A 16,035-nucleotide genomic window follows, 5' to 3' on the forward strand; every position below is an offset into this window, starting at 1 on the left:
CAGCGTGCTGCGCAGTTGATCCCCGCTTCCAGCGAAGGTGGTCTGCACGAGATCAAACTCGAGAATGGTGGCTCGCTTAAAGCCAAGACCCTGATCCTGGCGACCGGTGCTCGCTGGCGCGAAATGAACGTACCCGGCGAGCAGGAATACCGGGGCCGTGGCGTTGCCTACTGCCCGCATTGTGACGGCCCGCTGTTCAAGGGCAAGCGTGTGGCGGTGATAGGTGGTGGCAACTCTGGTGTGGAAGCGGCCATCGACCTGGCGGGCATCGTGTCTCAGGTCACGTTGCTGGAGTTCGACAGCCAGCTGCGCGCCGATGCCGTGCTGCAGAAGAAACTGCACAGCCTGTCCAACGTCACCGTGATCACCAGTGCGCTGACCAGCGAAGTGATCGGCAATGGCCAGAAGGTGACCGGCCTGACCTACAAGGATCGTAACTCCAGCGAGTTTCATGAGCTGGAGCTGGAAGGTATCTTCGTCCAAATCGGCCTGCTGCCCAACTCCGATTGGCTGAAGGGTACGGTAGAACTGACCTCCCGCGGCGAGATCATCGTTGATGCGCGTGGCGAGACATCGCTGCCAGGCATCTTCGCGGCAGGTGACGTCACCACGGTGCCGTACAAGCAGATCGTCATTGCCGTTGGCGAGGGCGCCAAGGCCTCGCTGAGTGCCTTCGATCACCTGATTCGCAGCTCAGTCGAAGACTGAGCGTCGGGGTAGAAAAAAGGGGAGCAGACATCAGCCTGCTCCCCTTTTGTATTGCCCTATTTTTTTTAGGTCAAACGTTGCGTTCCAAGGCCGCCACGGTCGAATTGATCCAGTCTTCAGCGCGCTGATTTAGCTCAGCTGCTGCCCGAGGACCTTCACTTTCAGCATGCATGGCCGGGCCTATAACCACCTGAATGACACCGGGTCGCTTGCCCCAACCGGACTTCGGCCAGAACGTACCGGCGTTGTGCGCCACCGGCAATACAGGAAGCTTGGCATTGACTGCCAGCGCCGCACCGCTGCGCGAGAACTTGCCGACTTGACCAACGGGAACGCGGGTACCCTCTGGAAAGATCAGCACCCAGGCACCCTGCCCTAGCCGCTCCAGACCCTGCTTGGCGACCTGACGTAACGCCTCTTTGGGGTTTTCACGGTCGATCGCAATGGGCTTGAGCAGCCGGATCGCCCATCCAAAGAAAGGCACGTTGAGCAGTTCGCGCTTGAGCACCTGACTTAACGGTTCGAAGTAAGCCGAAAGAAAAAACGTTTCCCAGGTGCTCTGGTGCTTGGACAGAATCACGCAGGGCTTTTCCGGCACGTTTTCCGCACCGCTCACCTCATAGCGCAGTCCGATAACAGTCTTGGCTAACCAGACGGCGCTGCGGCACCAGGTCTGGACCACGAAGCGGTAGCGTGTGCGGAACGACATGAAGGGTGCAAACACCAAGCTGATCAAGCACCAGGCAAACGCCGTGAATGACAGCAACAGGTAGAACAGGACGATGCGAATCGGCAGCAAGGCGTTCATCGTTTTGCTCCCAACAGATGATCGACCACGGCAGCCAGATCATCGAACACTTGGGTGTCGGTTGGCAGCGTACCTTCTGAAGCCTTCAAGCCTTTTCCGGTGCGAACCAGATAAGGCAGGCCGCCAAGGCGCATGCCAGCAAGCAGATCGCGTTGACTGTCACCTACCACCGGAACGCCCTTGAGATCGTCCAGGTGGAAGTGTTCTGCGATCTGCTGGAACAAGCCGGGCAGCGGTTTGCGGCAATCGCAACCATCGTCGGGACCATGCGGACAGTGAACGATCAAGTCGATGCGACCACCCTCCTCCATTACGAGTTGCTGCATCTTGAAATGCATATCGCCTAGAGTAGTGGCGTCAAACAGACCGCGGGCAAGGCCCGACTGGTTAGTGGCGACCGCCACTGTCCAGCCAGCCTTGCACAGCCGTACGATCGCCTGGATCGAGCCTGGAATCGGAATCCATTCATCCAGACTCTTTACATAGGCGTCAGAGTCCTCGTTGATCACGCCGTCGCGATCCAGCACGATCAGCTTCACCGGCCTAGCCAAGTGCGGAAATATCGGCAACGCCAAGGAACAATCCTCTCAACCGGGCAAGCAAGGCATAGCGGTTGGCCCGCACCGAAGCGTCTTCGGCGTTGACCAGTACCGCCTCGAAGAAGGCATCCACCGGACCGCGCAGATGCGCCAGACGCTCAAGCGCCTCGCGATACTGACGGTCCGCAGCCAGAGGCTGCACGGCTTGCTCGGCCTGCTGCAGCGCAGAATACAAAGAGAACTCGGTTGCGCTGTCGAAGTAACGGGGCTCGACAGTTGCTGGCAATTTCGCCTCGAACTTGCTCAACAGATTCGAGACGCGCTTGTTCGCGGCGGCCAAGGCCTCAGCCTCCGGCAGGTTGCGGAACGCCTGTACGGCTTGCACGCGCTGATCGAAGTCGAGCGCCGAGCCCGGCTGAACGGCACGAACCGCCAGATAGGAGGCTACCTCGACGCCCTCGTCCTCATAACGGGCGCGAAGGCGATCGAAGATGAATTCGAGAACTTGATCGGCCAGGCCTTCGGCTTTCACCTGGCCAGCGAACAGACTGATGGAGAAGCGCACCGCGGCGACCAGATCAAGATCCAGGCGTTTCTCGATAAGGATGCGCAGGATGCCCAAGGCCGCGCGGCGAAGTGCGTAAGGGTCCTTGCTGCCGGTGGGAAGCATGCCGATGCCGAAGATGCCTACCAGGGTGTCCAGCTTGTCAGCCACAGCCAGGATGGCGCCGGTCTGGGTGCTGGGCAGCTCAGCCCCGGCGCCGCGGGGCATGTACTGCTCATTCAGTGCCAAGGCGACGTCGGTGGGTTCACCATCGTTGACCGCGTAGTAGTAACCCGCAATGCCCTGCATTTCGGGAAACTCGCCAACCATTTCAGTGGCCAGGTCACATTTGCTCAACAGGCCCGCACGCGCTGCCCACTGCGCATTGCCTTCAGTGTGTTCAGCGATAAACGCGGCTAGCTTGGAAACGCGGACTGCCTTGTCGTAGACAGTCCCGAGTTGAGCCTGAAAGACCACGTTCTTCAGGCGTTCATTGAAGCTGCCGAGCGCTTGTTTCTTGTCTTGCTTGAAGAAGAACTCGGCATCGGTGAGGCGCGGACGCACCACCTTCTCGTTGCCGGCAATGATCTGACCCGGATCCTTGGATTCAATGTTCGCGACCGTGATGAAGCGCGGCAGTAGCTTGCCGTCGGCATCCAGCAGGCAGAAATACTTCTGGTTGTCCTGCATGGTGGTGATCAAGGCTTCTTGCGGTACTTCCAGGAAGCGATCTTCGAAGGAACACACCAGAGGGACAGGCCACTCGACCAGTGCCGTCACCTCGTCCAGCAGCGCTGGTGGCACGATGGCGCGGCCGTTCTGCTCGCTGGCCAGCTGCTCGACACGCTTGGCGATCAGCTCGCGACGTTCCGCAAAATCGGCGATGACATGAGCGCCGCGCAGGTCTTCCAAGTAGCTCGTTGGCTTGGAGATGCGTACCGGGTTCGGGCTGTGAAAGCGATGGCCGCGCGACTCGCGGCCGGCACGTTGGGTAAGGAGGGTACAATCGATAACCTGATCACCAAACAGCATGACCAGCCACTGTGTCGGCCGGACAAACTCTTCCCTCAACGCGGCCCAGCGCATGCGCTTGGGGATCGGCAGTTCGTTGAGCGATGTTTCGACAATAGCCGGAAGCAGCTCGGAGGTTGCCTGGCCAGGTATCGAACGGCTGTATTTGAGTTTTGGACCCGTGCGGTCGATTTCTGCCAGGTCCACACCGCATTTGCGGGCAAAGCCCAAAGCCGCCTGGGTCGGCTCTCCGTCGGCGTCAAAGGCCGCCTGCAGGGGCGGCCCGTCAAGGTTGATGCTGCGGTCAGGCTGTTCGGTGCCGAGCTGTTCTATCAATACCGCCAGACGCCGAGGTGCGGCGAAGGCCTGCACCCGACCATGCTTGAGACCGGCGTCCTTCAAACCCTTCTCGATGCCCGCGCGGAACGCTTCGGACAGTTTGCCCAAAGCCTTGGGCGGCAGCTCTTCGGTGCCGAGCTCGACCAGGAAATCCAGTGCACTCATTCTGCTGCCTCCAACTTGGCCAGTACTTCGTCACGCAGGTCCGGGGTGGCCATGGGGAAGCCGAGTTTGGCGCGCGCCTGCAAATAGCTCTGCGCGACAGCGCGAGCGAGGGCTCGTACACGCAGGATGTACTGCTGCCGTGCGGTGACCGAGATAGCCCGGCGCGCATCCAGCAGGTTGAAGGTGTGCGAGGCCTTGAGCACCATTTCATAGGTGGGCAACGGCAGCTCCAGTTCGATCAACCGGTTGGCTTCCGATTCGTAGAAGTCGAAGAGTTCGAACAGCTTTTCAACATTGGCGTGTTCGAAGTTGTAGGTGGATTGCTCCACCTCGTTCTGATGGAACACATCGCCGTAGGTGACAGTGCCAAACGGGCCGTCTGTCCAGATCAGGTCGTAGACCGAATCAACGCCTTGCAGGTACATGGCCAGCCGTTCGAGGCCATAGGTAATTTCGCCGGTCACCGGATAGCACTCGATGCCGCCCACTTGCTGGAAGTAGGTGAACTGAGTGACTTCCATGCCGTTGAGCCATATCTCCCAGCCCAGACCCCAGGCGCCCAATGTCGGCGATTCCCAGTTGTCTTCGACGAAGCGGATATCGTGGACCAGCGGGTCGACGCCGATGGCCTTGAGCGAACCGAGGTACAACTCCTGAAAGTTGTCAGGGTTGGGCTTGAGCACCACCTGAAACTGGTAGTAGTGCTGCAGGCGGTTGGGGTTTTCGCCATAGCGGCCGTCGGTGGGCCGGCGCGAAGGTTGTACGTAGGCCGCGTTCCAGGTTTCGGGACCGATCGCGCGCAGGAAGGTGGCGGTATGGAACGTACCGGCGCCCACTTCCATGTCATAGGGTTGCAGAACGACACACCCCTGCTCTGCCCAGTAGTTTTGCAGGGCTAGGATCAGGTCTTGGAAGGTGCGCACGGCAGGCGTAGGCTGAGTCAAAATTTCACCTGTGCTGGCTTCGACAGAAAGCCTCGGAGTATACCCGATAACGGCTCGAACCCGTGGCGACGGGTCGCCTACGGCGTATTGGCACTCATCCCCGATCGGCCGCTGGCCTCGTTCAAGGACTTGAAAAAACATGCCGCGTTGCGCCTGGTGCAGTGACGACCCGTTGTACATCCATTACCACGACAGCGAGTGGGGCGTGCCCGTCCGTGATCCTCAGGTCCTGTTCGAATTTCTGATCCTCGAAGGTGCACAGGCGGGCCTTTCCTGGATCACGGTGTTGCGCAAGCGGGAGCGTTATCGCCAGGTCCTGTTCGGCTTCGATCCGCAGCGTCTGGCACAGATGACCGACGCCGAGATCGACGAACGCATGCTCGATGCCGGCATCATCCGCAACCGTCGAAAACTGGAAGCCGCACGGTGCAATGCGCAGTGCTGGCTCGAGCTGGACGATCCGGCCGGTTGGTTATGGTCCTTTGTGGGTGGCGAGCCGAAGATCAACCATTTCGACTCGATCAGCCAGGTTCCGGCAGTAACCGCCGAAGCCGAAGCCATGAGCCGTGCGTTGAAGAAGGCCGGGTTCAGCTTTGTCGGGCCGACCATCTGTTACGCCTTTATGCAGGCGTGCGGCATGGTCATGGACCACACCACGGACTGCGATCAATACCCGGCACTGGCAACAACCGCGAGCAGCGCCTGACGTGACGGCTTCAGGAGTTGCCAACTGCACGAAGCAGTTACACTAGCGTCTTTGATTTTTCGGGAGAGATCCTTGGACAAGCTCAAAGGTGCGCTGGTGGTTGGCTTTCTGCGCCTGTTCGCCCTACTCCCCTGGCGCGCGGTTCAGGGGGCGGGTCGCTTTATTGGCTGGCTGATGTGGAAGCTACCCAACCGCTCTCGCGAAGTCGCCCGGATCAATCTTTCCAAATGCTTTCCAGAACTCGACGCTGCCGAACGGGAGCGCTTGCTCGGACAGAGTCTGCAGCAGATCGGCATGGCGTTTACTGAGAGTGCCTGCGCCTGGATCTGGCCTGCAGACAAGACGTTGCGTCTGGTCAAGGAGGTCCAAGGCCTTGAGGTTCTGGAGCAGGCGCTGGCTTCAGGCAAGGGCGTGGTCGGCATCACCAGTCACCTTGGCAACTGGGAAGTGCTCAATCACTTCTACTGCGCACAATGCAAACCGATCATTTTCTATCGCCCGCCGAAGCTCAAGGCGGTCGATGATCTCCTGCAACGCCAGCGTGTCCAGCTCGGCAACAAGGTTGCACCCTCTACTCGAGAAGGCATCATCAGTGTCATCAAGGAAGTCCGTAGGGGCGGCGCCGTGGGCATCCCGGCGGACCCGGAACCTAGCGAAGGCGCTGGGGTGTTCGTTCCGTTCCTCGGCACGCAAGCGCTGACGAGCAAGTTTGTGCCGGGTATGCTCACAGGCGGCAAGGCGGTGGGCGTGTTTCTTCATGCGTTGCGCTTGGATGACGGTTCGGGCTACAAGGTGATCCTCGAAGCAGCGCCGCCTGCCATGTACGACGAGGATGTCGAGGTCGCGGTGGCGGCCATGAGCGGCGTCATCGAGCGCTATGTGCGTACCTGGCCGAGCCAGTACATGTGGACCATGAAGCGCTTCAAAAAGCGGCCCGCCGGCGAAAAACGCTGGTATTAACGACAGCTCATCCAGCAAAGGGACTTCAATGAGCAACCCGAATCAGCGACAGCACCCACGCGCACCGATGAAGTGCCGCATCCGCATCACCCATGAGTCATTTGGCGAACTGTTCGCGCACACGCGCGATCTCTCCGACGGCGGCGTATACGTCAAACACCCGCAGCTGACCGAGCTTCAGCCGGGCATGACGGTCAGTGGGCAGGTTCAGGATCTTCCGATTCCCGCGCCGGTGCTGCAGATGGAAGTGATGCGGGTCGACGCCGAAGGGGTTGGCCTGCGCTTCGTGCAGCAAGAAGACTGATTCAGCCGCCCGCCCAGGCTCGAGCGGCTGGCGCTAGCTGCCGGACGGTTTATTGAGTTTGCGAAGAAACACGTCCATTTCTTTCTCGGCCTGCTTGTCGCCATGCGCTTGGGCCGCGAGCAGGCCTTGTTCCCAGGCGCGCCTCGCGCCGTCGAGATCTCCACTGGCCTGCCGTGCCTTGCCGAGCAGTTTCCAGGCGGCAGAGTAGTTCGGATCCTGTTCGACGCTGCGTTGCAGGTGAATCGCGGCTTCTGCAGCGTCACCAGCGTCCAGATAACCCTTGCCCAGCCCGAAGCGCAGCATTGGGTTGTCCATGCCTTTGGCCAGCATCTTCTGCAGTGACTCGATCATCGCGCTCCCCTGGGTATTCAAATGTACGGTAGCCGCCGAAGCAGTGGCATGTTCGCACCAACAGCCTAGCTCGCCTGGGTGACCGCACTCAGAAATTCCTGCGTGCGCGTTTCCTGGGGGTTGCCGAACAGCTCGTCCGGGCTGCCTTGCTCGTGGATGCGGCCTTCGTTGAAGAAGCATACGCGGTCCGCGAATTCGCGAGCGAAGCCCATCTGGTGGGTCACCATCAGCATGGTCAGGCTGTGCGCATCACCCAAACGACGGATGACGTTGAGGACTTCGCCGCAGAGCTCCGGATCCAGCGCAGAGGTCACCTCGTCGAACAGCATCACCTTCGGCCGCATCGCCAAGGCACGGGCAATGGCTACGCGCTGTTGCTGACCACCGGACAGTTGCGAGGGGTAATGCTCGAGTTTGTCTTCCAGACCGACCATCGCCAGCAGCTCTTCGGCCCGCTCGCGGGCTTCCTTTTTCGACAGCCCTAGCACCTGAACCGGTGCTTCCATCACGTTCTGCCGGGTGCTCATGTGCGGGAACAGGTTGAAGCTCTGGAACACCATGCCTACCTTGCCGCGGACGCGACGTAGGTGCCGTGCGTTGGCGCGAATCAGATTGCCGTGGGCATCCGGCATGTGGGTCAGGGGTTCGTCGTCGACCATAATTACGCCTTCGTCTATAGCTTCCAGGGTCATCAACGCCCGTAAAAGCGTGGACTTACCGGATCCGCTGGGGCCGATGATGGCGACCTTCTCACCCGTTCGGACATCAAGGTCGAGATGATTGAGCACGGTCAGATCGCCGAAGTGTTTGCTCACATCGCGAAACTGCACCATCAGCTCCGGCTCGTTGGCGGTGCTGGCTGAGTTCTGTGTGTCGCCGGCAGGCATCGATGCGTTCATCGGGCAAGCTCCATACGGTTTTCCAGTCGGCGTACGAACCAGGCGAGGCCAAGACTGAGAATGAGGAAGAACAGGCCGACCATGGTGATCGGTTCGAGGTAACGGAAGTGCTCCGAGCCGATGTTCTTGGCCCGCTGCATGATCTCCACCACCGTGATGGCGGAAAGCACGGGCGTGTCCTTGAGCATCGAAATCATGTAGTTGCCCAGCGCTGGCAGAATCGGTCGCAACGCCTGCGGCAGGATTACCTTGCGGTAGGCGTTGAGCGGCTTCATGTTCAGTGCGGTGACCGCCTCCCATTGCGCACGCGGCACCGCATCGAGTCCGGCGCGGTAGACCTCGGCGGTGTAGCAGGCGTAGTGCAGCGCGATACCAAAGATGCCCGCCTGCAGCGCGGACAGGTTGAAGCCGTAGTTGGGCAGGACGAAAAACAGGAAATACACCTGAATCAGCAGCGGTGTGCTGCGGACGAACTCGATCAGACCGGTCATTGGCCAGGACAACCAGCGATGCCGGCTGCGACGTCCCACTGCCAGGAACAGCCCCAGCACGATGGCGATGGAAAACCCGGCGATGGTGATGCCGATGGTTTTCAGTGAGGCATCAAGCAGCCTGGGCAGAATCTCCCAGGCAAATTCCCAATCGAAGAAATTCATGACATGCCTCCCCGCATGCGGCCGCGCGCCAGTCGCCGCTCAAGGGTGCGCATGGAAAAATTGATGATCTGTGCGAGCACGAAGTACATCACCAGTGCCAGGCCGAATATTTCCAGTGTCATCAGGGTGGCCTGATCAAGCTGGCGAGCCCGGAAGGCCAGATCGGACAGTGTGATCAGGGATACCAGCGAGGTGTTTTTCAGCAGTTCGATCAGCAGGTTGGTACCGGGCGGGATCGCGGCCAGCAACGCCTGCGGCAGGATGACCCGGCGCAAGCGCTGGCCGGCAGTCATGTTCAGCGCCTGGCAGGCCTCGTACTGGCCTTCGTGCACCGAGCGGATGGCGCCACGCAGTACCTCGGCACCATAGGAGCCGATGTTCAGGCCGAGTCCGATCACGGCAACATTGAACGCGCTCATGGCGATATTGAACGGCGGCATCGGCAGGACAAAGTACAGCCAGAACAGCTGCACCAGCAGCGAACTGCCGCGGAAAACTTCGATGTAGACGATGGCCAGCCAGCGCAGCGGCTTGATTGGCGACAGTCGGCCCAGAGCGCCGATCAGCGCGGCGACAATGGCCAGCAGGGAGCCGAAAAAGGTGATCTGTATGGTCACCCAGGCCCCTTGCAGCAGGAGGGGGAGGAGTTCGGTCATCTTGGATTTCCAGTGGCCGGCGCGGCAGTAGCCGCTGAGAAGACAAGCGGCTCGCGAAGCTTGGCTGCGTGAGCGCGGTGACAGTCTTGCCTGCCAGCGTCCAGCAACGGGCAAAGGGCAGCAGCCAGCCGGGAGTGGCCATATCGCATGGGTGCGACAGGGTCGGGAGCAGGTTGCGGAGCAATGAAAAGGCTATTCACAGAGGAAAGTCCGGTGCGGCAGCCAGGCTGCCGTACCGGCTCCATTGGTCAGGCGCTACACAGCTCTTCAGCGGTCTTGTCTGTGATGTTCGAGCGGTCGAAACCGAAGGGCTCGACGGTCTTAAGATGCTCTTCGCTGCCGAGCCATTTCTTCAGTTCGGCGTTGACTGCGTCACGCAGCGCCTTGTCTTCCGGACGGAACGCCAGGGCGCCATAACCGGTATTGGCCGGATCGTCCTTGAAATCGTCGGTGGCTTCGACCTGATCGCCAGCCTTCTCGGCCAAGCCACGCATTGTCAGTTGCGTGCCCACGGCTGCATCGGCGCGGCCGGTGCGAACGGCCTGCAATTGCGAGGTGGTGTCAGGGACCTGAACGATCTGAGCGTCCTTGATACCAGCCTTGCGTGCGTAATTGAGATTGACGGTGCCGGACATGATGGCCAGCTTGATCGATTCATCCTTGGCGATGTCTTCGTAGCTCTGCAATTGCTTGGGATTACCGGCCTTGACCAGAAGGGTGTCCTGCAACTGGTAGTGCGGATCGGTAAACAACACCTGCTTGCAGCGCTCGGGTGTGATGTACATGCCGGCCGCGATCAGGTCGAAACGGCTTGCGCGCAGCCCAGGGATCAGGGAGCCCCATTCCGTAAGCACGGGCTTGATGGTATCGACGCCCATCGCCTGAAAAACCTTCTCGACGATCTCAGGAGATTCGCCGGTGACGCTGCCGTCAGTATCGGTGTAGGCGAAAGGGGTCTCGTTGGCGTAGCCGATACGGACGCTGCTCTCTGCCTTGATGTCGTCGAAGGTGTCGGCCTGGGCCAGGCCACCAATGGAGAGGCCAGCCAGGACGGCGGAGGCCAACAAACGTTTGCCGAAACGGAAAGGACGTGCGCGACTCATCGTAATTCTCCTGTGCTTTTTATCGTTCGCGGGCCGAGACCTGCAGTTCAGAGGACAGCTTCAAGAGCATCAGGACAGGGCATTCCCTGCCTCACGCGGCTTCAGTCCCTTCTTCTGCCGGAGGGTGCGCCGCGTTTCGCTTCCTGAGCATACAAAAGCGGTTTTCCTGATGGGATTGCACTAGGACAATTGCATGACATTGCGCTTCAGCCGATCCTGTTGGCTCGACGGAGGTGGAACGTCATGCACAACTGGAAAGAGGCCTTGCTCGCCGCGCATGGCGGCGGATCGAAATACAAGCTGCTGGTTACGGCCATCGCGACCGATATCGAGCGGGGTGAGTTGCAAGATGGCCAGCGTCTCCCAACGCAACGGCTGCTGGCTGAGCAACTGGACATCAGCGTGCAGACGGTGACCAACGCCTACAAGGAACTGGAGCGCCAGGGCTGGGTGCGCTGCGAAGTTGGACGCGGCAGTTTTGTCAGCCGGCGCATCAGTGAACGGGTCGCCACCTCCATGCTCGACCGCGGCGAACATTCGCTGCTCGACTTCTCCACAGCGCGCATCGTCCGCAACGAGCGCCATGACCGCTACTGGCGGCAGGCTTGCGCAGAACTGGCTGCCGAGCACGAACAGCCGTGGATCCATGCCTGTCGCCCGATTGCCGGCTTCGAACATCACCGTGAGGCCGGTGTGCAGTGGCTCGCCGGGCTGGGCCTGTGTGTTGAACCACAGGATCTGCTGCTGACCAATGGCGCTTCCCAGGCGATCTTCCTTGCCCTTGCCTCGTTGGCCGGCCCCGATGACCTGGTGCTCTGTGAAAACTGTACGGATCACGGCGTGATTGGTACCGCGCAGGTGTTGGGCTTCAAGCTCCAGGGCGTAGAGGCTGACCGTGACGGCCTCGATCCGGAGCATTTCGAAGACATCTGTGCCAACGAACGGGTCACCGCACTGGTCTGCACGCCGAACCTGAACAACCCCACCAGCAGTCTGATGCCAGACAGCCGTCGGCGAGAAATTGTCGAGATCGCACGTCGCTACGGCGTCTACGTGATCGAAGACGACGTATACGGCCCCTTGCTCGGTAACGACCGGTCGGCGCCGCCGCTGAGTCACTATCTGCCGGAGCTGGCCTTTTATTGCACCAGTCTGACCAAGTCCGTGCTGACGGGCTTGCGCCTGGGCTACCTGGCGATGCCGCGGCGGTTGGCGTTGCGCACCGAGAGCATCTTCAGGGTGAACAGCTGGATGGCAGCGCCCCTGCTTGGCGAGATCGCGACGCGTTGGATCGAGCGTGGCCGTGCCGAGGAGCTGGTGAGCCTGCAGCGGGAGCTGATCGCGGCTCGGCAGGCTGCGGTGACCACCGAACTGGGTGATTACCTGCGCGGCAGCCATCCCGCTTCACTCAGCGCTTGGCTGGATGTTCCCGAGCACTGGGATCTCGACGCCCTGCAGCACGAGTTGCGCGCGCGCGGTATAGCGCTGACGCTGCCTGATCCGTTCCTTCCGCCCGGCAGTCCGAGACCTAGAGCAATGCGCCTGTGCATCGGCGCCGAGTGCAGCGATCAGCGCTTGCGCACAGGCCTGGCAAGCATCCGAGACGTCTTTGAGCAGTACCCGGAAATCCATGAATTTCGCGGCGCTCGTTAGCCACTTGGCGCCCAGCCGCCAAGCCCTTTGAGCCAAGAATGCTGTCGCCCCCTGGGGCTCGACAGAGACACATGCATCCGGGCGTTCCGACCGGCGCGCTACCCGCCAGGTCGAAATGACACTAGAATGCGCGCCGCTCGGGCCATGTCGGCGCGGCAATGGGTTCCCTAACCCCATCACTTCAAAAAGGAAATGCCATGTTGCAGCTCCCACCATCGGTCCGCCGCGCCACCTTGGCCGGTTTGATCGCGTTTCACATCCTCATCATTATCGCCAGTAACTATCTGGTGCAGCTGCCGATCACCCTGTTCGGCTGGCACACCACTTGGGGCGCGTTCAGTTTTCCGTTCATCTTTCTCGCCACTGACCTGACCGTGCGTCTACTCGGCAAAGGCCCGGCGCGTCGAGTCATCGCACAGGTGATGGTTCCGGCGCTGGTCGCTTCCTATGTGGTCTCGGTGCTGTTTCACCAGGGCGCGTTTGGCGGGTTCGCAGCGCTGGGCGAATTCAACCTGTTCGTGTTCCGCATCGCGGTCGCCAGCTTCCTTGCCTATGCCTTCGGCCAGATTCTCGACATTCAGGTGTTCGACCGGCTGCGCCGCTTGCGCCAGTGGTGGATTGCGCCAAGCGCCTCCACGATCTTCGGCAACCTGCTGGACACCTTCCTGTTCTTCTCCATCGCCTTCTGGCACAGCGACGACCCCTTCATGGCGGCGAACTGGGTGGAGATTGCCAGCGTCGACTACGTCATCAAGCTGATCATCAGCCTGGCGCTGTTCGTGCCGCTCTACGGCATGCTGCTGAACGCCATCGTGCGTCTGCTGCCCGGTCAGCGGGCTGCGACAGTTTAAGAAGTAGATCGCCCCGCTACCGCTCGGCCTGTGAAGTTTGGCCGAGCGTGCAGCGCATCACCGGCTGACCCTCAGAAGAAGGTAAGCCCCGCCTGGAACAGGCGTTCCACGTCGCGGATATGCTTCTTGTCGACCAGGAAGAGGATCACGTGATCGCCTGATTCGATGACCGTATTGTCATGGGCGATCAGTACTTCTTCGTCACGGATCACGGCTCCGATGGTGGTGCCGGGCGGCAGGGCGATCTTGCCGATGGCCCGACCGACCACCTTGCTCGAACGGGAGTCACCGTGGGCAATCACCTCGATGGCCTCGGCGGCACCACGGCGCAAGGAGTGAGCGCTGACGATATCGCCGCGGCGCACGTGGGTCAGCAGGGTGCCAATGGTGGCTAGCTGCGGGCTGATGGCGATGTCGATTTCGCCACCCTGAACCAGGTCGACATAGGCCGGATTGTTGATGATGCACATCACCTTGCGCGCACCCAGGCGCTTGGCCAGCAGTGAGGACATGATGTTCGCTTCGTCGTCGTTGGTCAGTGCAAGGAAGACGTCGGCATCGTTGATGTTCTCTTCCACCAGCAGGTCGCGGTCGGAGGCGCTGCCCTGCAGGATGATGGTGCTGTCCAGGGTGTCGGAGAGGTAGCGGCAACGCGCCGGATTCATCTCGATGATCTTGACCTGATAGCGGCTTTCGATGGCTTCGGCGAGGCGCTCGCCGATGTGTCCGCCGCCTGCAATGACGATGCGTTTGTAGTTGTCATCCAGCCTACGCATCTCGCTCATCACCGCACGAATATGTCCACGCGCGGCGATGAAGAACACCTCATCGTCAGCTTCGATAACCGTATCGCCCTGAGGCAGGATGGCCTGATTGCGGCGGAAGATGGCTGCTACCCGGGTGTCGACGTTGGGCATGTGTTTGCGGATCTGGCGCAGCTCCTGGCCCACCAGCGGTCCGCCGTAGTAGGCGCGCACGGCGACCAGCTGCGCCTTGCCCTCGGCGAAATCGATCACCTGCAGCGAGCCGGGGTGTTCGATCAGGCGCTTGATGTAGTTGGTCACCACCTGCTCGGGGCTGATCAGTACGTCGACCGGGATCGCCTCGTTGCTGAAGAGACCTGAACGGGTCAAGTACACCGACTCGCGTACCCGCGCAATCTTGGTCGGGGTATGGAACAGGGTGTACGCGACCTGGCAGGCGACCATGTTGGTCTCGTCGCTGTTGGTGACGGCCACCAGCATGTCGGCGTCGTCCGCACCGGCCTGGCGCAGCACGGTCGGGAATGAGCCGCGGCCAACCACGGTGCGGATGTCCAGCCGATCTCCCAGATCGCGCAGGCGATCAACGTCAGTGTCGACCACGGTGATGTCGTTGGCTTCGCTGGCAAGGTTTTCGGCAAGCGTACCGCCCACCTGCCCTGCACCGAGAATGATGATCTTCACGCGATCGCTCCTGAAAGGCGGCTTTTAACCGCCACAGCATGAGGTAGCCGAGACGTTGCCGTCTGGCTCACCTTAAGATTGTCGGCCATTGGGCCGCGACTTTTATCAATTTGGCGTAGTAGAAGCCGTCGTGGCCATTGTCCTGAGGCAACAGCTGACGTCCATGCGGCTGTTCGACGCCGAAGCCCTTGGGCAGGTCCAGTTCGCGCGCGCCGGGTGTGCGTGCGAGAAAGGCTTCGATCACCTCGCGGTTTTCGGTCGGCAGGACCGAACAGGTGGCGTACAGCAGAACACCGCCGACAGCCAGGGTCGGCCATAGCGCGTCGAGCAGCTCGCCTTGCAGCGCCGCCAGCGGCGCGATGTCGTCGGCCTGGCGGGCCAGCTTGATATCGGGATGGCGCCGGATCACACCGGTGGCCGAGCACGGCGCGTCGAGCAGGATCCGCTGGAAGAGTTTGCCGTCCCACCAGAGGTCAGTGGCACGGGCATCGGCAGCCACCAGCGTGGCGTCGAGCTGCAAGCGATCAAGGTTTTCCTGCACACGTTGCAAGCGTTTCGGCTCGAGGTCCAGGGCGATCACTTCAGCCAGGGCAGGTTCGCGTTCGAGGATGTGGCATGTCTTACCGCCCGGCGCGCAGCAGGCGTCCAGCACGCGCTGGCCGGGCAGCAAATCGAGCAGGCTGGCGGCCAGCTGCGCGGCTTCGTCTTGCACGCTGATGCGCCCTTCGGCAAAACTCGGCAGCTGCGTGACATCGCAGGCCGCGGCGAGTCGAATACCGTCTCTGCTGTGGCTGCACGCAAAGGCTTCGATGCCGACCTTCTGCAGCTCCGTAAGATAGGTATCTCGCTCGACCTGGCGATGGTTGACCCGCAATATCATCGGCGGATGCAGGTTGTTGGCGGTGCAGATCGCTTCCCAATGTGCCGGCCAATGAGCCTTGAGCGACTTCTGCAGCCAGCGCGGGTGGGCAAAGCGAATCACCGGGTCACGTTCAAGCTCGGCGAACAGCGCTTCGCCGTCACGCTGGGCATTGCGCAGCACCGCGTTGAGCAGGCCTTTTGCCCAGGGTTTCTTCAGTTTCTCTGCGCAGCCCACGGTCTCACCAATGGCGGCATGCGGCGGAATCCGGGTATAGAACAGCTGGTACAGGCCGACCAGCAGCAAGGCCTCGACATCGCGATCCGCCGTCTTGAAAGGCTTTTGCAGCAATCGCTCGGCAAGGCCGGACAGCCGCGGCTGCCAGCGGGCGGTGCCGAACGCCAGTTCTTGGGTCAGGCCACGATCACGAGCGTCCACCTTGGCCAGCACGTCGGGCAGGCTGCTGTTCAGCGACGCCTTGCCGGACAGCACCACGGCCAATGCACGGGCGGCGGCGAGACGCGGGTTCATCGA

At 61.1% G+C, this 16,035-nt stretch carries 17 protein-coding genes; 6 read left to right on the plus strand and 11 right to left on the minus strand.

All coding sequences use genetic code 11. The features are described 5' to 3' along the window. Nucleotides 1–708: FAD-dependent oxidoreductase (locus AAGW23_RS21130; protein WP_342408229.1), on the plus strand; the 708-nt coding region annotated here is incomplete at its 5' end. Between the two features lie 70 nt (nt 709–778). On the opposite strand, the gene AAGW23_RS21135 is transcribed toward AAGW23_RS21130, so the two are convergent. From AAGW23_RS21135 to glyQ, 4 genes are read right to left on the minus strand one after another with little or no spacing between them, the layout of a single operon-like run. Further along, on the minus strand, nt 779–1,516 hold the full coding sequence (locus AAGW23_RS21135) for a lysophospholipid acyltransferase family protein (protein ID WP_342408230.1): 738 nt from the start codon (nt 1,514–1,516) through the stop codon (nt 779–781). Then, nucleotides 1,513–2,055, minus strand: a complete 543-nt coding sequence (gmhB, locus tag AAGW23_RS21140; protein WP_342408263.1) for a D-glycero-beta-D-manno-heptose 1,7-bisphosphate 7-phosphatase — start codon at nt 2,053–2,055, stop codon at nt 1,513–1,515. Before gmhB ends, AAGW23_RS21135 begins: the two co-directional genes overlap by 4 nt. A gap of 4 nt (nt 2,056–2,059) precedes the next feature. After that, nucleotides 2,060–4,114, minus strand: a complete 2,055-nt coding sequence (gene glyS, locus AAGW23_RS21145) for a glycine--tRNA ligase subunit beta (protein WP_342408231.1) — start codon at nt 4,112–4,114, stop codon at nt 2,060–2,062. Further along, nucleotides 4,111–5,058 carry a glycine--tRNA ligase subunit alpha gene (gene glyQ, locus AAGW23_RS21150; RefSeq protein WP_342408232.1) on the minus strand — a complete coding sequence of 316 codons (948 nt, stop codon included), beginning with the start codon at nt 5,056–5,058 and terminating at the stop codon, nt 4,111–4,113. The genes glyS and glyQ overlap by 4 nt, the downstream gene beginning before the upstream one ends. A 139-nt stretch (nt 5,059–5,197) precedes the next feature. Between glyQ and AAGW23_RS21155 the strand changes: the two genes are divergently transcribed. The 3 genes from AAGW23_RS21155 (at nt 5,198) to AAGW23_RS21165 (ending at nt 7,028) form a co-directional block, all read left to right on the plus strand. Then, nucleotides 5,198–5,764, plus strand: a complete 567-nt coding sequence (locus AAGW23_RS21155; protein WP_342408233.1) for a DNA-3-methyladenine glycosylase I — start codon at nt 5,198–5,200, stop codon at nt 5,762–5,764. Between the two features lie 72 nt (nt 5,765–5,836). Next, the gene (locus AAGW23_RS21160) at nt 5,837–6,724 is read left to right on the plus strand and encodes a lysophospholipid acyltransferase (protein WP_342408234.1); all 888 of its coding nucleotides are present in this window, start codon (nt 5,837–5,839) and stop codon (nt 6,722–6,724) included. Between the two features lie 28 nt (nt 6,725–6,752). Then, on the plus strand, nt 6,753–7,028 hold the full coding sequence (locus AAGW23_RS21165) for a PilZ domain-containing protein (RefSeq protein WP_342408235.1): 276 nt from the start codon (nt 6,753–6,755) through the stop codon (nt 7,026–7,028). Nucleotides 7,029–7,061: 33 nt separating this feature from the next. Here the strand turns inward: AAGW23_RS21165 and AAGW23_RS21170 are convergent, their stop codons facing one another. The 5 genes from AAGW23_RS21170 to ehuB form a co-directional block, all read right to left on the minus strand. Further along, nucleotides 7,062–7,379: a tetratricopeptide repeat protein gene (locus tag AAGW23_RS21170; RefSeq protein ID WP_342408236.1), complete on the minus strand. Its 318-nt coding sequence runs from the start codon at nt 7,377–7,379 to the stop codon at nt 7,062–7,064. Between the two features lie 65 nt (nt 7,380–7,444). Beyond that, nucleotides 7,445–8,278, minus strand: coding sequence for an ectoine/hydroxyectoine ABC transporter ATP-binding protein EhuA (gene ehuA / locus AAGW23_RS21175; RefSeq protein ID WP_342408237.1), 834 nt, complete (start codon nt 8,276–8,278; stop codon nt 7,445–7,447). Continuing rightward, nucleotides 8,275–8,934 (minus strand): ectoine/hydroxyectoine ABC transporter permease subunit EhuD, encoded by a 660-nt coding sequence (gene ehuD / locus AAGW23_RS21180; RefSeq protein ID WP_102837673.1) that lies wholly within the window; start codon nt 8,932–8,934, stop codon nt 8,275–8,277. The genes ehuA and ehuD overlap by 4 nt, the downstream gene beginning before the upstream one ends. After that, nucleotides 8,931–9,590, minus strand: a complete 660-nt coding sequence (gene ehuC / locus AAGW23_RS21185; RefSeq protein WP_342408238.1) for an ectoine/hydroxyectoine ABC transporter permease subunit EhuC — start codon at nt 9,588–9,590, stop codon at nt 8,931–8,933. Before ehuC ends, ehuD begins: the two co-directional genes overlap by 4 nt. A gap of 248 nt (nt 9,591–9,838) precedes the next feature. Continuing rightward, the gene (gene ehuB, locus AAGW23_RS21190) at nt 9,839–10,693 is read right to left on the minus strand and encodes an ectoine/hydroxyectoine ABC transporter substrate-binding protein EhuB (protein WP_342408239.1); all 855 of its coding nucleotides are present in this window, start codon (nt 10,691–10,693) and stop codon (nt 9,839–9,841) included. A gap of 243 nt (nt 10,694–10,936) precedes the next feature. On the opposite strand from ehuB, the gene AAGW23_RS21195 reads away from it, so the two are divergent. Together AAGW23_RS21195 and AAGW23_RS21200 are read left to right on the plus strand one after the other, a co-directional pair. Then, nucleotides 10,937–12,346: a PLP-dependent aminotransferase family protein gene (locus AAGW23_RS21195; protein WP_342408240.1), complete on the plus strand. Its 1,410-nt coding sequence runs from the start codon at nt 10,937–10,939 to the stop codon at nt 12,344–12,346. Nucleotides 12,347–12,543: 197 nt separating this feature from the next. Beyond that, entirely contained in the window at nt 12,544–13,197 is a 654-nt protein-coding gene (locus tag AAGW23_RS21200; RefSeq protein WP_342408241.1) for a 7-cyano-7-deazaguanine/7-aminomethyl-7-deazaguanine transporter, read from the plus strand. A gap of 71 nt (nt 13,198–13,268) precedes the next feature. On the opposite strand, the gene trkA is transcribed toward AAGW23_RS21200, so the two are convergent. Next, the gene (gene trkA, locus AAGW23_RS21205; RefSeq protein WP_342408242.1) at nt 13,269–14,642 is read right to left on the minus strand and encodes a Trk system potassium transporter TrkA; all 1,374 of its coding nucleotides are present in this window, start codon (nt 14,640–14,642) and stop codon (nt 13,269–13,271) included. Nucleotides 14,643–14,709: 67 nt separating this feature from the next. Then, nucleotides 14,710–16,032, minus strand: a complete 1,323-nt coding sequence (rsmB, locus tag AAGW23_RS21210) for a 16S rRNA (cytosine(967)-C(5))-methyltransferase RsmB (RefSeq protein ID WP_342408264.1) — start codon at nt 16,030–16,032, stop codon at nt 14,710–14,712. Nucleotides 16,033–16,035: the final 3 nt, after the last annotated feature.

The organism is Stutzerimonas chloritidismutans (assembly GCF_038562055.1).
Taxonomy (GTDB): Bacteria; Pseudomonadota; Gammaproteobacteria; order Pseudomonadales; family Pseudomonadaceae; genus Stutzerimonas; species Stutzerimonas chloritidismutans_A.

Coding starts and splice junctions, on each gene's coding strand:
- AAGW23_RS21135 (WP_342408230.1), bottom strand. CDS start 1,516: ATGAACGCCTTGCTGCCGATTCGCATCGTCCTGTTCTACCTGTTGCTG.
- glyS (WP_342408231.1), bottom strand. CDS start 4,114: ATGAGTGCACTGGATTTCCTGGTCGAGCTCGGCACCGAAGAGCTGCCG.
- AAGW23_RS21155 (WP_342408233.1), top strand. CDS start 5,198: ATGCCGCGTTGCGCCTGGTGCAGTGACGACCCGTTGTACATCCATTAC.
- AAGW23_RS21165 (WP_342408235.1), top strand. CDS start 6,753: ATGAGCAACCCGAATCAGCGACAGCACCCACGCGCACCGATGAAGTGC.
- AAGW23_RS21170 (WP_342408236.1), bottom strand. CDS start 7,379: ATGATCGAGTCACTGCAGAAGATGCTGGCCAAAGGCATGGACAACCCA.
- ehuA (WP_342408237.1), bottom strand. CDS start 8,278: ATGAACGCATCGATGCCTGCCGGCGACACACAGAACTCAGCCAGCACC.
- ehuD (WP_102837673.1), bottom strand. CDS start 8,934: ATGAATTTCTTCGATTGGGAATTTGCCTGGGAGATTCTGCCCAGGCTG.
- ehuC (WP_342408238.1), bottom strand. CDS start 9,590: ATGACCGAACTCCTCCCCCTCCTGCTGCAAGGGGCCTGGGTGACCATA.
- ehuB (WP_342408239.1), bottom strand. CDS start 10,693: ATGAGTCGCGCACGTCCTTTCCGTTTCGGCAAACGTTTGTTGGCCTCC.
- AAGW23_RS21195 (WP_342408240.1), top strand. CDS start 10,937: ATGCACAACTGGAAAGAGGCCTTGCTCGCCGCGCATGGCGGCGGATCG.
- AAGW23_RS21200 (WP_342408241.1), top strand. CDS start 12,544: ATGTTGCAGCTCCCACCATCGGTCCGCCGCGCCACCTTGGCCGGTTTG.
- rsmB (WP_342408264.1), bottom strand. CDS start 16,032: ATGAACCCGCGTCTCGCCGCCGCCCGTGCATTGGCCGTGGTGCTGTCC.